This is a genomic window from Streptomyces sp. NPDC002324, assembly GCF_053593335.1.
The window spans coordinates 50301-64722 of the sequence record NZ_JBSFCF010000021.1; the positions used below are offsets into that span (position 1 = coordinate 50301).

The 14422-nt window shown below is 71.1% G+C and carries 12 protein-coding genes and 1 tRNA gene; 6 read left to right on the plus strand and 7 right to left on the minus strand.

Going from position 1 to position 14422, the window contains the following annotated elements; all coding sequences use genetic code 11:
* Positions 1–125: 125 nt before the first annotated feature.
* Complete coding sequence (locus ACWCRJ_RS25605; RefSeq protein WP_450941567.1) at positions 126–1160, plus strand: multicopper oxidase domain-containing protein; 1035 nt, start codon at positions 126–128, stop codon at positions 1158–1160.
* A gap of 33 nt (positions 1161–1193) precedes the next feature.
* Here the strand turns inward: ACWCRJ_RS25605 and ACWCRJ_RS25610 are convergent, their stop codons facing one another.
* Entirely contained in the window at positions 1194–2069 is an 876-nt protein-coding gene (locus ACWCRJ_RS25610; protein ID WP_450941481.1) for a hypothetical protein, read from the minus strand.
* Positions 2070–2222: 153 nt separating this feature from the next.
* Between ACWCRJ_RS25610 and ACWCRJ_RS25615 the strand changes: the two genes are divergently transcribed.
* Positions 2223–3281, plus strand: a complete 1059-nt coding sequence (locus ACWCRJ_RS25615) for a LacI family DNA-binding transcriptional regulator (protein WP_450941482.1) — start codon at positions 2223–2225, stop codon at positions 3279–3281.
* Between the two features lie 10 nt (positions 3282–3291).
* Here the strand turns inward: ACWCRJ_RS25615 and ACWCRJ_RS25620 are convergent, their stop codons facing one another.
* Entirely contained in the window at positions 3292–3750 is a 459-nt protein-coding gene (locus tag ACWCRJ_RS25620) for a hypothetical protein (protein ID WP_450941483.1), read from the minus strand.
* A gap of 406 nt (positions 3751–4156) precedes the next feature.
* Here ACWCRJ_RS25620 and ACWCRJ_RS25625 point away from each other — a divergent pair, with 406 nt between their 5' ends.
* Entirely contained in the window at positions 4157–6097 is a 1941-nt protein-coding gene (locus ACWCRJ_RS25625; protein WP_450941484.1) for a helix-turn-helix domain-containing protein, read from the plus strand.
* Here ACWCRJ_RS25625 and ACWCRJ_RS25630 read toward each other — a convergent pair.
* Positions 6075–7292 carry a glycoside hydrolase family 64 protein gene (locus tag ACWCRJ_RS25630; protein ID WP_450941485.1) on the minus strand — a complete coding sequence of 406 codons (1218 nt, stop codon included), beginning with the start codon at positions 7290–7292 and terminating at the stop codon, positions 6075–6077. The genes ACWCRJ_RS25625 and ACWCRJ_RS25630 overlap by 23 nt on opposite strands.
* Before the next feature lie 204 nt (positions 7293–7496).
* Positions 7497–8288 (minus strand): VOC family protein, encoded by a 792-nt coding sequence (locus tag ACWCRJ_RS25635; protein ID WP_450941486.1) that lies wholly within the window; start codon positions 8286–8288, stop codon positions 7497–7499.
* A 233-nt stretch (positions 8289–8521) separates the two neighbouring features.
* On the opposite strand from ACWCRJ_RS25635, the gene ACWCRJ_RS25640 reads away from it, so the two are divergent.
* The 3 genes from ACWCRJ_RS25640 (at position 8522) to ACWCRJ_RS25650 (ending at position 10553) form a co-directional block, all read left to right on the plus strand.
* Positions 8522–8770: a WhiB family transcriptional regulator gene (locus tag ACWCRJ_RS25640; protein ID WP_028796893.1), complete on the plus strand. Its 249-nt coding sequence runs from the start codon at positions 8522–8524 to the stop codon at positions 8768–8770.
* A gap of 340 nt (positions 8771–9110) precedes the next feature.
* On the plus strand, positions 9111–10451 hold the full coding sequence (locus ACWCRJ_RS25645) for an SDR family NAD(P)-dependent oxidoreductase (protein WP_450941487.1): 1341 nt from the start codon (positions 9111–9113) through the stop codon (positions 10449–10451).
* A gap of 26 nt (positions 10452–10477) precedes the next feature.
* Positions 10478–10553: transfer RNA gene (locus ACWCRJ_RS25650), tRNA-Trp, on the plus strand.
* A 33-nt stretch (positions 10554–10586) separates the two neighbouring features.
* On the opposite strand, the gene ACWCRJ_RS25655 is transcribed toward ACWCRJ_RS25650, so the two are convergent.
* The 3 genes from ACWCRJ_RS25655 to ACWCRJ_RS25665 form a co-directional block, all read right to left on the minus strand.
* Positions 10587–11564 (minus strand): acyl-ACP desaturase, encoded by a 978-nt coding sequence (locus tag ACWCRJ_RS25655; protein ID WP_046914536.1) that lies wholly within the window; start codon positions 11562–11564, stop codon positions 10587–10589.
* Positions 11565–11787: 223 nt separating this feature from the next.
* On the minus strand, positions 11788–12564 hold the full coding sequence (ddaH, locus tag ACWCRJ_RS25660; RefSeq protein ID WP_450941488.1) for a dimethylargininase: 777 nt from the start codon (positions 12562–12564) through the stop codon (positions 11788–11790).
* A 172-nt stretch (positions 12565–12736) separates the two neighbouring features.
* Positions 12737–14368, minus strand: a complete 1632-nt coding sequence (locus ACWCRJ_RS25665; RefSeq protein WP_450941489.1) for an ABC-F family ATP-binding cassette domain-containing protein — start codon at positions 14366–14368, stop codon at positions 12737–12739.
* Positions 14369–14422 lie beyond the last annotated feature (54 nt).

Consider the following 14422-nt stretch of genomic DNA (forward strand, 5'->3'; position numbering starts at 1 on the left):
CGGAATGGTGCGAACTTTGTCCTGGGTGTGGAGAAACCGCCGGGGTGCCGCTACCGTCACACAGGTTGATCACAGGTGCGTCTCCGCAAGATCCGTATGAACATGGGGAGTTCCGCATGGACGCGATGGACAGGCGAGGGTTCAACCGGCGGGTGCTGCTGGGCGGCGCCGCCGCCGCGACATCGTTGTCCGTGGCCATCGGGACCGTCAGCGCCCCCGAGGCCGTGAGCGCCGCCGGACGGGCCAGGACGGCCCCGGCGGGAGGCGAGGTCAAGCACATCAAGATGTACGCCGAGAAGCTGTCCGACGGGCAGATGGGCTACGGCTTCGCGAAGGGCAAGGCCTCCATACCGGGCCCGCTGATCGAGCTGAACGAGGGCGACACGCTGCACATCGAGTTCGAGAACACCATGGACGTGGCGGCGAGTCTGCACGTGCACGGCCTCGACTACGAGACGTCCAGCGACGGCACCAGGCTGAACAGGAGCGAGGTCGAGCCGGGCGGCACCCGTACCTACACCTGGCGCACGCACGCCCCAGGCGCCCGTCCGGACGGCACCTGGCGGGCGGGCAGCGCCGGCTACTGGCACTACCACGACCACGCCGTCGGCACCGCACACGGCACGGGCGGCATCCGCAAGGGTCTCTACGGCCCCGTCGTCGTCCGCCGCAAGGGCGATGTGCTGCCCGACAAGACCGTCACCGTCGTCTTCAACGACCTGCGCATCAACAACAAGCCCGCCCACACCGGCCCCGACTTCGAGGCCACCGTCGGTGACCGCGTCGAGTTCGTCGTCATCACGCACGGCGAGTACTACCACACCTTCCACATGCACGGTCACCGCTGGGCCGACAACCGCACCGGGATGCTCACCGGCCCCGACGACCCCAGCCAGGTCATCGACAACAAGATCGTCGGACCCGCCGACTCCTTCGGCTTCCAGATCATCGCGGGCGAGGGGGTCGGGGCGGGCGCCTGGATGTACCACTGCCATGTCCAGAGCCACTCCGACATGGGCATGGCGGGCCTGTTCCTGGTCCGCAAGACGGACGGCACGATTCCGGGGTACGAGCCGCACAAGCCGCACGGGGCCGTCGATCCGGAGGCGCCCGACACGGCGGGCGGGTCCGGATCGACCGGCGCCTCGCACCGGCACTGAGAGACGGGCGGGACGGGCGCCGCCCGCGACGGCTCACCCCGCCGAGGACGCCTCGACGTCGAACACGAACCACTCGACGTACGGCTCCTCCTGGACGTACAGACGCGACCCCCGGCTCACGATCCGGCGCCGCCGGCGCAGAGGGGTGCCGTCCGGGCGGGACAGCAGCGCCGTGCGGGTGGTCTCGACGGACGTCTCGGTGAGGCGCGCCAGGGTGAGCAGGTCGTGGGCGCCCCGGTAGCCGCCGAGGAACGCGACCCGCTCCTCGTGCACGGCCACGCCCCTCGCACCCCTCACCGCCGTCGTACGCGCACGGAACGAGCCGCCGCCCCGGATCTCCACCAACGGGAACCGCGTGTAGGGGTACACCCAGGTCGCGGCACGGCCCACATTGAGGGCGTAGCAGTCGGCGATCTGGTCGACGCCCGGCGGCGGCCGGTACTCCCACAGCGGTGTCCCCGTGCTGCTCCAGCGGCGGGCGCCCGGCGCGCTCAGCGGGTCGCCGAAGACGCCCTCGTCGAAGTAGCCGATCCACAGATCACCGGCCTGGTCGGTCAGCAGGTGCTCGATGCCGTCGCCCACGCGGAACGCCCACGAGGGGCGGCCCAGCGCGTCGAAGACCCGTACCTGGTCGGAGCCGTCACGACTTCGCGCGTCGGCGACGACGAAGCCGCCGTCCGGGAGGGTGTCGAGCCGTGGGAAACGGGCCGACACCGGGCCGAGCCACGTCGTGCGGGAGCCGCCGTCCGTGACCGTGACGACCAGGGCGTCGTACGGCGTCGGGGGATCCACGTGCTCGGTCAGCAGCCAGTGGGCGCCGCCGAAGGCGTCGACCGTACTGTGCCGGAGGTGAAGGTCGGGGTACGCGCGCGGGAGGCGGGCGTACGGGGACAGGCGCTCAGCCCTCATGGGCCTTTCTCATGGTCATCCGAGGATCCTCGACGAGCGACGGCCCCGCGCGCAACGGCATTTCGGGGCACCGGCCGATGATCGGGGAGCGCTCTCAACGACGTCCCTCCGGGGCTATCCTGAGCGCACCCGCCACCGGAGGAGAGTCCCCAAGTGACCGAGACAGCGTCGCGCCCCACGCTGGAGGCCGTGGCCGCGCGGGCCGGCGTGTCCAGGGCGACGGTCTCGCGGGTGGTCAACGGGGGCGAGGGCGTGCGGGAGGCGCTGGTCGAGCGGGTGCGCAGGGCGGTCGAGGAGCTGGGGTACGTACCGAACCAGGCGGCCCGCAGCCTCGTCACCCGGCGGCACGACGCGGTGGCCGTGGTGATCGCCGAACCGGAGACCAGGGTCTTCGCCGACCCCTTCTTCGCCCTCCAGCTCCGGGGCATCAGCAAGGAGTTGACCGCGCACGACTCCCAGCTCGTCCTGCTGCTCACCGAGGGCCCGGAGGACTACGCGCGCGTGGGCCGGTATCTCGCCGGCGGGCACGTCGACGGGGCGCTCGTCTTCTCGCTGCACCTGGACGACCCGCTGCCGGGCCTGATCCGGGGCGCCGGCGTCCCGACCGTGTTCGGCGGCCGGCCCGGCTGGGCGGACCGCTCGCGCGGCGACACCCCCACCGTGTACGTCGACAGCGACAACCGGGGCGGCGCCCGGGACGCCGTACGCCATCTCGTCGGCCTCGGCCGCACCCGGATCGCCCACATCACCGGGCCTCTCGACCAGACCTCCGCGGTGGACCGGCTCGACGGGTTCCGGGACGTCATGGTGGACGCCGACCCCCGGCTGATCGTCGAGGGCGACTTCACCCCGGCGGGCGGGGAGCGCGCGATGCGGGTCCTGCTCGACCGGTGTCCCGAGGTGGACGCGGTGTTCGCCGCCAACGACGTGTCCGCGTCCGGAGCGCTGCGTGTGCTGCGGGAGCGGGGGCGGCGGGTGCCCGAGGATGTCGCCGTGGTCGGCTTCGACGACATGCTGCCGGTGGCCGAGCACTCCGATCCGCCGCTGACGACGATCCGTCAGGACATAGAGGAGATGGGCCGGTTGATGGCGCGGCTGCTGCTCCGTGGCCTGGACCGGCGGGGTGTCGGCGAACAGGGCGGCCAGGAGCCGCTCGGCGCGCCGACCGGCGTGGTCCTGCCGACCACGCTGGTACGACGCGCCTCCGCGTAGGAGTCCCGGCTCAGCAGACGACGCGGTCGAAGTAGAAGTGGTCGGCGCTGCTGATCTTCCGCCAGATGGCGTCCTTGCCACGGCGGTCCTCGGATTGCGCTTCCCTCGACTGGCCCCACCAGTGGTAGTAGGTCTTGCAGTCCTTCGGGAACCTCACGGCATCGGTGTCGTAGAAGTACGAGTAGTTGTCCTCCCGCTGCCCGGGGGACAGCCAGACCCGTGCCTTCTGCATGTTGCCCACCCGCACCGGGTTGCCGTGGCACGGCAGGTTGTCGCCGTTCTCCCACGTGCCGTAGGAGTCGGCCCAGCAGTTGGAGATGGACACGTAGGCGTTGGTGTTGTTGTCGACCTCACCGCCGCAGCCCGGAGTCCCACAGGTTTCCGCCGCCGCCGGACCGGTCAGCGTGGTCAGATTCATCGACGCTGCGGCCACGGTGACCAGCACCGCGTATACGAAGCCTTTCCTCAACAGGATTCCCTCCCTGGATGTCCCGGCGTCCCGCGGCACGTTCCGCGGAGTCCCCGCTCGGGACGGACGGGTGCAGGTCTCGTCAGCGCGGCAGCGTGCCGTGGTGCGTGTCCCCCGTCGCCGGTTCGCCCGGCGAGGAAGATCTTCGGTGGCCGGAAACCGAAGGACAAGAGCGGCAGGGCAAGTTGGCACGCCTGGAACGCGGTCCACGCTCTGGACTGGGAGAACGCCGAGCGGTGGAACGCCTCCGCCGGAGTGGGCGGTCCCGGCGCACGACCTGAGTACGCCGTCGGACGGGTTCTGTCGTGGCGAACCGGCGTTCTACGGTGGCGCATACTGTGCGCACGGCTGCTGGGGGGCAGCCCGGTACCAGACCGATGCTGTGGCAGAAGACCAGGGGAACCGCATGGCCGAGGCGTCGCATCGCAAGCAGCTCGGGGCCCTCCTCGAAGACCTCAAGCAGCGCAGTGGCCACAGCTATCAGCGGATCGGCCAGGGCGTCCGTGCGAGCAAGTCCACCGTGTACCGGTACTGCACCGGGCAGATCGTGCCGCCGGATTTCGCCACGATCGAGCGCATAGCGAAGACGTGCAACGCCGGCAAGGCCGAGATGGCCGCGCTGTACCAGTTGTGGCTGGCCGCGTCCTACGCCTCGGACGACGCCCCGGACGACGTCCCGGACCACGCCCCTGCCCCCGTTCCGGCCGACTCCCCGGATCACGTTCCGGACCATGTCCCGGCCGACATCCCGGACGACCTCCCGGCCGACGCCCTCGCGGCACCCGAGCAGCCGGACGTCCCCGCCACTGCCCCCGCCCCCACCCTCGCCGAACCGGACTCTCCCACCACCGGCCCGCCCGCGAGCACGCCGCCGTCCTCACCACCCGCACCACGAGCCCGACCCGTGCCGGCCGTCAGGCCCGCCGACGGTACGCGAAGACCTCGCGGACGCTCGCTGCTGTTCGCGCTCTCGGCCGTGCTGGTGACCCTTCTGGTGGCCATGACGGCGACGAGCAGCAGCCCCGCCCTGCGCGGCACTTCGCCACGGAAGTCGGAACAGTGGATACCCGGACCCGCCTGGGTGAGCGCCCCGGCCCAGGTACGGTCCACCCTCTTCGGCGTCACCATCAACAGCACCACGGGCACCATGCCGTCGTTCCGGACCGGTGCCGTGCGCCTCTGGGACAGCGACACGCGCTGGTCGAACATCCAGCCCCGGCGCGGCGAGTTCGACTGGGACGTCCTCGACCGGCTGGTCGACGGTGCCGAACGGGCCGGTCTGCCCGCGCTGTTCGTCATGGGCGGCACCCCGCGGTGGGCGAGTCCGGACGGCCCGGTCGGCCCCTACGCCGACGGTTCCCGGGCCGCGCCGCCCGACCGTCTCGCCGACTGGGACACCTTCGTGCGCGCCCTCGTGCGGCGATATCAGGGCCGCATCGAGGCGTACGAACTGTGGGTGCTGGCGAACGACTCCCGGTTCTACAACGGCAGCGTGGAGACACTGGTCGAGATGGTCCGCAGAGCCGGCCGGACGATCCGGGCCGCCGATCCGGAAGCCACCGTCGTGTGCCCCGGCATGGGGCGTCTGTGGGAGCCGGAGGCCGTCCACGTCCTCGAGCGCTTCGCGGAACTCGGCGGATACCGGCACTGCGATGTCGCGGGCGTCAAGCTCTACCAGCGCACGGCCTCCGATCCTCCGGAGACCATGCTCGCGCTCACCCGCACCGTCGACCGCATACTGCACCGCGCCGGGGTCCATCCACGCCTGTGGAACACCGGCACCATGTACGAGATCCCCCTGCAGAAGCCCTTGAGCCGCCGCCGCGCCGCCGACTACGCGGTGCGCTTCTACCTCGTGGGGCTGTACGCCCGCGACGCCAACGTCGAGCGCATGTACTTCTACAACTGGGGCGGCACCAAGATCCCCGTCGTGCTGCAGGCCGAGGGCGGGGCGCCGACCCGGGCCGCGCTGGCGGTCGAGCAGCTGCAGCGATGGCTCGCCCACGCCCGGATCCACTCCTGTGGCCATGGTCTGGCCTCGGGTCTCGGCGCCAACGTGTGGGAATGCAGGTTCACCGTGACGGAGTCCGGGCCGAGTCACGAGGCCATCGTCCGCTGGACCGATTCCGGCACCGCCCTGACCACGTCCGAACCGGGCCTCGCCTTCGTGCACCGGCTCGACGGCACGGTGACCGCCGTTCGGCCCGGCGACACCATCAGGATCACCGAGCAGCCGGTCCTCCTCGAACAACGCCCGGTGAGCCTTGCGCCGGTGCGCCGCGAACCGCCCCGGCCCGTCGGCCGGGGCGATCGCGGCGGAGCGCTCAGGCGCCCACCGTCACCGTGAACCGCCGCGGGTTGCCGTCGTGCGCCGCGCCCGACACGTCCGGCTGGCCGTCGGGGCGCACGTCGTCGTACGGAAAGGCGTACCCGATGGGCGAGTTGGCGTGCACTACCCGTGACCAGTGGTTCGTCACGGTCCCCCGGTAGTAGTCGGCCGTCGTCGTCCCGTTCGGCTGTGTGGGGTGGGTGAGCATGATCGAACGGTTGAATCCGGCGGCGAGACGGGCGAGGAGCGCCTTCTTCGTGTCGGAGTCACCGGGGTTGTTGGTGAACGGACCGTGGTTGCAGGTGAAGATGTCCTTCGAGGTCGGTCTGGTGAACGAGTGGCCGCCGGCGAAGGTGAGCGTGTCGCCGGAGACGCGGCCGGCGAGGACGCCCCGCCCGCCCTGGAGGTCGATCCGCAGATCCGTCCCCCGGTACTTCTGCCACACCTGGTCGATGGAGGAGTTCCAGTAGGCGCGGAACGGCATCAGGTCGGGCCGGTCGAAGTACGGCGCCATGAGGTTCTGCGGTGAGATGACGCGCAGCACCTTGCCGTCGCCGCCCCGGATGACGAGCCGGTCCCACGGCTGGCCGTCCCGCGCCGACTGCGCCACCAGATCGGCGGCGATCCGGCCCACCGCCCCGTCGGGCAGCGGGGCGACCGTGTGCGTGCGGTCGCCCTCCAGGGCCAGCCCGATCGGCAGGGCCGTCACCAGGTCGACGTAACTGATGTTGGCGAACAGTTGCGTGGAGTTGAAGGTGAACTCGCAGAACGACCAGGTCTTGCCGTAGTTGGGATCGGCGGGCGTCGCGAAGGCGGGCTCGACCAGCGCCGGGCCCGGATTGAGGAAGAACTGCAGGGTGCTGTCGCGTACGAAGTAGACGCGGGCGCCGTACATCTGAGGCAGCGTCAGCACGGTGGGGGCCGACCCCGCCGGGCCGAGCGGGATCGCGCAGTCGACCGGCAGCGGTGTCTGGGGCGCGGGGGGCGAGGTGGGCCGGTAGACCCCTCCGTCGGCCCGCAGCAGCAGCCAGGCGCCCGTCGCCTGCTCGTGCCCGGTGACGTACGCCCGGACCGTGCCCGGCAACGAGGCGTTGCGCAGGGCGAGTTGGCAGGTCGCGGGCGCGGCCTGGGCGGGTGCGCCGAGAGCGCCCCCGAGGGCGGTCGTGCCGACGGCGGCCGCGGTTGCGGACAGGAAGATACGGCGGGAGATCACGGTGGCCTCCTGGGACGTGGGGGGAGTGGAGGCACAGCGGACGGGGCCCCTGCTGTGGTTCCCCCACTGTTCCCAGGGGAAGTTGGGCCGTCAAGACTTATGACTGAGAGCGCTCTCAAGACTTTCGTGTCTTCATGAGATGACGACAGACCGAACGGCGTCCGAGCCCGATGTCCGGGCGGAGCACCTGACGGCAGGCGGGAATCAGCCCTGCGGCCGCTCGCTCCGGATCACCGCGAACCGAGCCCCGTACGGGTCGGCGAGCCGGGCGAAGCGCCCCGCGCCCGCGAGGTCCGTGGCGGGTGCGTGGACGCTGCCACCCAGCTCCCGCGTCCTGCTCACCGCGGCGTCCGGGTCCGGGACCTCGAAGTACGGCAGCCAGTGCGGTCCGGACTCCGCCTCGCCCGGGTCCTCGTCGAGCGGGACGATGCCGCCGAACATGGCACTCGGCTCGGTCCCCGACGGACTGACGCAGGTGTAGCTGCCGCCGCCGACGTCGATCGCGTAGGTCTCCCAGCCGAACACAGAGTGGAAGAACCCGGCCGCCGCGGGCAGGTCCGGGGTGTGCAGCTCCAGCCAGCACAGCGCGCCCGGGTCGGTGACGACGTCGAGGCCCTTGTTGCCACGGGGCTCCCAGACACCGAAGGGGACACCCGCCCGGTCGGCGAGGATCGCCATGCGGCCCTCGTCGGCGACGTCCATGGGCCGCAGCAGCACCGAACCGTGGGCCTGCTCGACCGCCTTGACCGTGGCCTCGGCGTCCGGCGTCCGGAAGTAGACGTTCCAGGACGGGGGGCCCTGTTCCGGCGGGTTCTGCATGCCGGCCGCGGCGGTGCGGCCGTCGAGCTGGAAGAAGCCGTAGCCGCCCATGTCGGGGCCGGCCGGCCGGAACCGCCAGCCGAAGAGATCCTGGTAGAAGCCGGCGGCGCCTTCGATGTCGGGGGTGGCGAGGTCGATCCAGTTCGGGGCGCCGGTGACGTAACGGGTGGTGAGCATTGCTGCGCTCCTCCGAGGGGGTGCGAGGGCCCATGTCCTGTACCGCCGAGTCTGGCACCGTCCACGGACGATCGCCCGCCTCACGTCACGTCCGATGGCTTCGTTTCCCGTGGACCCCGCTCAGCGCGCCGTCGTGCGTCGGTCCACCGCCCCGGGGGACCATGTCAGGCCCGGGCCGTCGTGTTGATGCCGCGTTGATCGAACGTTTTTCGGCGCGCGACACGATGCTGCGCATGCACTATGACACGATCACCCCGATCGACAGCGCCTGGCAGGAGCGCGCGCTGTGTGCGCAGACGGGGGCCGACTTCTTCTTTCCCGAGCCCGGCAGTTCGGTGCGTGAGGCGAAGCGCATCTGCGGGATGTGCGAGATGCGCACCGCATGTCTGGAATACGCCCTGTCCCACGACGAGCGGTTCGGCGTCTGGGGCGGGCTGTCCGAGAAGGAGAGGCTACGGCTCCGGCGCGCCGAGAACGGCTGACCCACGACACCGGACCCCCACTCACCCCCACGACACCGGGCCCCCTCACCCCCACGGCCGCGACCCTCGTCGGACCGCAGGTGAACCGCCCGTCGACGTAGGCGGGTCGGAGGAAATCGGTGGGCCCCGTCCCGGGCGGTCGCATAGGATCCTCAAGCGCGGTTCGGAGGTGGCGCAGAGGCAGTCGCACCGCCTCGGCAGGGCGAGAACCCGGTACGAATCCGGTCGTCCGCACCGCGCTCGACATCTTCCGCGGTGCCCGGCGTGCCACGGGTCCGACGGCCGCGTGGGTGCGGCCGGGACAGCGGTACGGGGCACGGGCACGCGGGCGGGGGCACGCATGGGCGAGAGCGGCGGGATCACCGAGGAGGAGCTGGCGGCCTTTCACCGTACGGTCGGCAGGCTGCGGGCGTTGCCCGTGGACGACCCCGTGCGGCTGAGGACCGAGCGGGTCGCCGCGTCCTTCGCACGCGACGGATGGAGGCGGCGCCGTAGGGCGCTCAGCGCCGAGAAGTCCGCCGCGGACGCCGCCGTGATGACCGCGACCGCCACCGGAGCCCTCTCGCGGCGCGAGGACGCTCCGCTGTCACCAGCGGCGGCGGGCGACGGGGGAGTGCTCCACAAGTCGCGTCACTGCTACGTCTGCAAGACGTCGTATCGACAGGTCGACTCCTTCTACCACCGGCTGTGCCCGCGATGCGCCGCCGACAACACCGCGCGACGCGCTCTGAGCACCGACCTGAGCGGCCGCCGTGCGCTGCTCACCGGCGGCCGGGTGAAGATCGGCTTCCAGCTGGCGCTGATGATGCTGCGCGACGGCGTCGACCTGCTCGTCACCAGCCGCTTCCCGCACGACACCGTACGCCGTTTCCGGGCCCAGCCCGGAGCCGAGAAGTGGCTCGACCGGCTGACCGTCGTCGCCGTCGATCTGCGGGACCCGCGCCAGGTGCTGGGCCTGTGCGAGCAGTTGCGGCAGGAGGGCGAGCCGCTCGACATCCTGGTGAACAACGCGGCCCAGACGATACGGCGGCCACCGGAGTCCTACGCGCTGCTGGCCGGGGGAGAGTTCGACGCGCTGCCCGAAGGGGCGCGGCAGGCACCCGGGTTCACCCCGCTGCGGATGCTTCCGGACGGGGCCGCCGCGCTGCCCGTCGCGTTGCGCGAGGCCGACGAGGCCGGGCTGCTGCCCGACCCCTCCCCGGAGAACTCCTGGTCGGCGCGGCTCGGCGCACTCGACCCGGCGGAGGTCCTGGAGACCCAGCTGGTCAACTCCCTCGCCCCAGCGCTCCTGTGCGACCGCTTGCTGCCGCTGTTGCTCGCCGGCCCGCGCCGACGCCGGTACGTGGTCAACGTGACAGCCGTCGAGGGCCGTTTCGCCGTGCGCAACAAGACCGCCGGGCATCCGCACACCAACATGGCGAAGGCCGCGCTCAACATGCTCACCCGCACCAGTGCGGCCGAACTGGCCGACCAGGGCGTGCACATGTGCGCCGTCGACACCGGCTGGATCACCGACGAGAACCCGGCCCCGAAGAAACAGCGCATGTCCGGCGCAGGCTTTCGCACCCCGCTCGACATCGTCGACGGCGCGGCCCGCGTCTACGACCCGATCGTGCGTGGCGAGGCGGGCGACCCGGTGTCGGGCGTGTTCCTCAAGGACTATCGGGAGGCGGAGTGGTGAGTGCGGAGGCTAGGGTGGCCCGCAAGGCGGGGCCGTAGCGCAGAGGCAGACGCGCCGGTCTCCAAAACCGGAACACGTCGGTTCGAATCCGGCCGCCCCGCCCCCTGTCCGCCCATGCGGGCCGGACCGCGTCGGTCAGGCCCCCGCGCGAGCCGCCATCCGCGCCTTGCGGGCCGCGAGCTTCTCGTCGAACTTGCGGGCCTCCGCGTCGAGCCCGCCCATGTAGAGGCCGAGCTCCTCCTGGGCCTTCATGCCCTCGGGGCCGAGGCCGTCGATCTCCATGATCTTCAGGAAGCGGATGACGGGCGCGAGGACGTCGTCGTGGTGGATGCGCATGTTGTAGACCTCGCCGATGGCCATCTGCGCGGCGGCGCGCTCGAAGCCGGGCATGCCGTGGCCGGGCATCCGGAAGTTCACGACGACGTCGCGGACAGCCTGCATGGTGAGGTCGGGGGCGAACTCGAACGCCGCCTTCAGCAGGTTCCGGTAGAAGATCATGTGGAGGTTCTCGTCGGCCGCGATGCGCGCCAGCATGCGGTCGCACACGGGGTCACCGGAGTGGTGGCCGGTGTTGCGGTGCGAGACGCGGGTGGCCAGCTCCTGGAAGGCGACGTACGCGACCGTGTGCAGCATCGAGTGCCGGTTGTCCGACTCGAAGCCCTCGCCCATGTGGGACATGCGGAACTCTTCGAGCTTGTCCGGGTCCACCGCGCGCGAGGCGAGCAGGTAGTCGCGCATCACGATGCCGTGCCGGCCCTCCTCCGCGGTCCAGCGGTGCACCCAGGTGCCCCAGGCGCCGTCACGGCCGAAGAGGGTGGCGATCTCGTGGTGGTAGCTCGGCAGGTTGTCCTCGGTCAGGAGGTTCACCACGAGGGCGATCCGGCCGACCTCGGTGACCTTCGACTGCCCCTTCTCCCAGGCCTCGCCGTCCTCGAAGAAGCCGGGGAAGTTGCGGCCGTCGCTCCACGGCACGTACTCGTGCGGCATCCAGTTCTTGGTGACCTTGAGATGCCGGTTCAGTTCCTTCTCGACGACTTCCTCCAGCGCGTACAGCAGGCGCGCGTCGGTCCATTCGCTGGACGGGCTGCCGAGGTGAGGAGAAGTGATCGACACAAATGCTCCAGGGGGACGAACAGGGGGCTTGTCTTCTTGTCGGCCACGGGCGGGTGGCCTGAACCTACGGCATCGTAGGCTACGAATCCGTAGGTTACGATGCCGTAGGTTAAGAGCGCCGTAAAGAGTGCTGATCAGCGGGGTGCCGCAAGGCTTTGGCGGGCACGCCGAAGGCCCCGTGGAGCCGCAGGTCCCGGGGCCGGAAGCGTGAAGGATCATCCGCTCAGGCGTACAGCCCCCGCAGCCGCACCGAGAGGCATGTCACACAGCCCTCCAGCTTCTCGAACTCGCTGATGTCGACCACGACAGGCTCGTACCCGAGGTCCGCGTACAGCTCCGCCGTCTTCGGCGCGCTGGCCGCCATCAGCAGCTTGTCGCCGCCGAGGAGCACCACATGCGCTCCGGCCTCCTCGGGCACCGGCAGGAAGCGGCCGAACAGCGAGGGCGTGTCCATCTTCGGGATGTGCCCGACGACCGTGCCGTCGGGCAGCGCGGTGACCGCCGACTTCAGATGCAGCACCTTGCTCACGGGCGCGGAGACGACCCGCGCCCCCAGCGGCTCGAACGCGGCCCGCAGCTGCTGCACCCCGGCCGCGTTCGTCCGCCCGCCGCGCCCGACGAAGACGGTGTCGCCGACCTTGAGGACGTCGCCGCCCTCCAGCGTGCCGGGTTCCCAGACCCAGTTCACCGAGCAGCCGAGCGCGGCCACGGCCTCCTCGATCCCCTCGGTCTCCTCCCGCCGGGACTCGGCGCCGGGGCGCGCGATCAGGGCCACGTTCTTGTACATCACCACGGTGTCCTCGACGAACACCGAGTCCGGGCAGTCGTCGGCCGGCTCCACCTCGATCGTCTCCCAGCCGTGCTCGCGCAGGGCCTTCCTGTACGCCTCCCACTGCTCGACCGCGAGGTCGACGTCCACCTCGGTGCGTTCGACGTGCGTGACGAGGCCCTCGGCCAGACGGGGGCTGGGACGGCGGACGAGGGCTTTCCTGCTGGGCACGTGGGTGACTCCGAATCGAACGACGGTTTCCCGGCGCGCGTGAAGCGACGCCGGTTGGCCATCATGCAGCCCCGGCGCACGAGGACAAAACCACCGGAGCCAGGCTGTGGCCCGACTGAGATACTCGGCGGTAGCCGGGCCCGGCGCGGGTGTCCGCGCCGGGCTCGCCGTATCAGCCGGCCGCCTCGATCTCCTCCGGTGTCGTGGCCCGCAGCTCTCCCTCCTCCATCAGCAGCCACCGGGTGATCCCGATCGACTCCAGGAACGGCAGGTCGTGGCTGGCCACGATCAGCGCCCCCTCGTACGACTCCAGCGCGGTCGTCAGCTGCCGCACGCTCGCCATGTCGAGGTTGTTCGTCGGCTCGTCCAGCATCAGCAGCTGCGGGGCGGGCTCGGCGAGCATCAGTGCGGCGAGGGCGGCCCGGAAGCGTTCCCCGCCGGACAGCGTCGCCGCCGGCTGGTCGGCGCGGGCGCCCCGGAACAGGAAGCGGGCGAGACGGGCCCGGATCCGGTTGTTGGTGGCGTCCGGCGCGAACCGGGCCACGTTCTCGGCGACCGTCAGCTCGTCGTCGAGGACGTCGAGCCGCTGCGGCAGGAACCGCATCGGGACATGCGCCGTCGTCTCGCCGCTCACCGGCTCCAGCTCGCCCGCGATCGTCCGCAGCAGCGTGGTCTTGCCCGAGCCGTTGCGGCCGATCAACGCGATCCGCTCCGGCCCGCGCAGGTCGAGCCCGCCCTTCACCCGGGCGCCGTATCTCAGCTCCAGGTCCAGCAGGGTGAGGACGGTGCGGCCCGGGGGTACGGCCGTGTACGGCAGCTCGACGCGGATCTCGTCCTCGTCCCGTACCGCCTCCACCGCCTCGTCGAGCCGCTCCTTCGCCCCGGCGAGCCGCTCCTCGTGCAGGATGCGGTGCTTGCCCGCGGACTCCTGAGCGGCGCGCTTGCGCGCCCCGGCCACGATCTTCGGTACCCGCTTCTGGTCCTGCATCTTCTGCCCGAACTTTTTGCGGCGGGCCAACTTGACCTGGGCGTCGATCAGTTCGCGCTTCTGCTTCTTCAGGTCGGTCTCGGCGACCCGCACCATCCGCTCGGCGGCCTCCTGTTCGGTGGCGAGGGCCTCCTCGTAGGCGGAGAAGTTGCCGCCGTACCAGGTGACCTCGCCGGCGTGCAGATCTGCGATCTGGTCGACCAGGTCCAGGAGTTCACGGTCGTGGCTGACCACGACCATGACCCCGGACCACGCCTCGACGGCTTCGTACAGCCGGCGCCGTGCGAACAGGTCGAGGTTGTTGGTCGGCTCGTCCAGCAGGAGGACGTCGGGCCGGCGCAGCAGCAGCGCGGCCAGGCGCAGCAGCACCGACTCCCCGCCGGAGACCTCGCCGATCGTGCGGTCCAGGTCGACGTGGCCGAGGCCCAGCTGTCCGAGCGTCGCCAGGGCGCGTTCCTCCACGTCCCAGTCGTCGCCGATCGTCGCGAAGTGCTCCTCGGCCACGTCACCCGCCTCGATGGCGTGCAGCGCGGCACGGGCGGCGGCGATACCGAGCGCCTCGTCGACGCGCAGGCCGGTGTCGAGCGTGACGTTCTGCGGGAGGTAGCCGACCTCACCGGCCACGCGGACGGTGCCCTCGGTCGGGCTGAGTTCCCCGGCGATCAGCTTCAACAGGGTTGATTTGCCTGAGCCGTTGACACCGACGAGCCCGGTCCGGCCGGGTCCGAAGGCGACCTGCAGATCCTCCAGGACGGGGGTGCCGTCGGGCCAGGCGAACGACAGGGACGTACAGGTGAGAGAGAGGGGAGTAGACATGAGGAACCTCGCGGGTGCGGGAAGCGGCCAGGGGCGACGCGTTCGAAACACCGC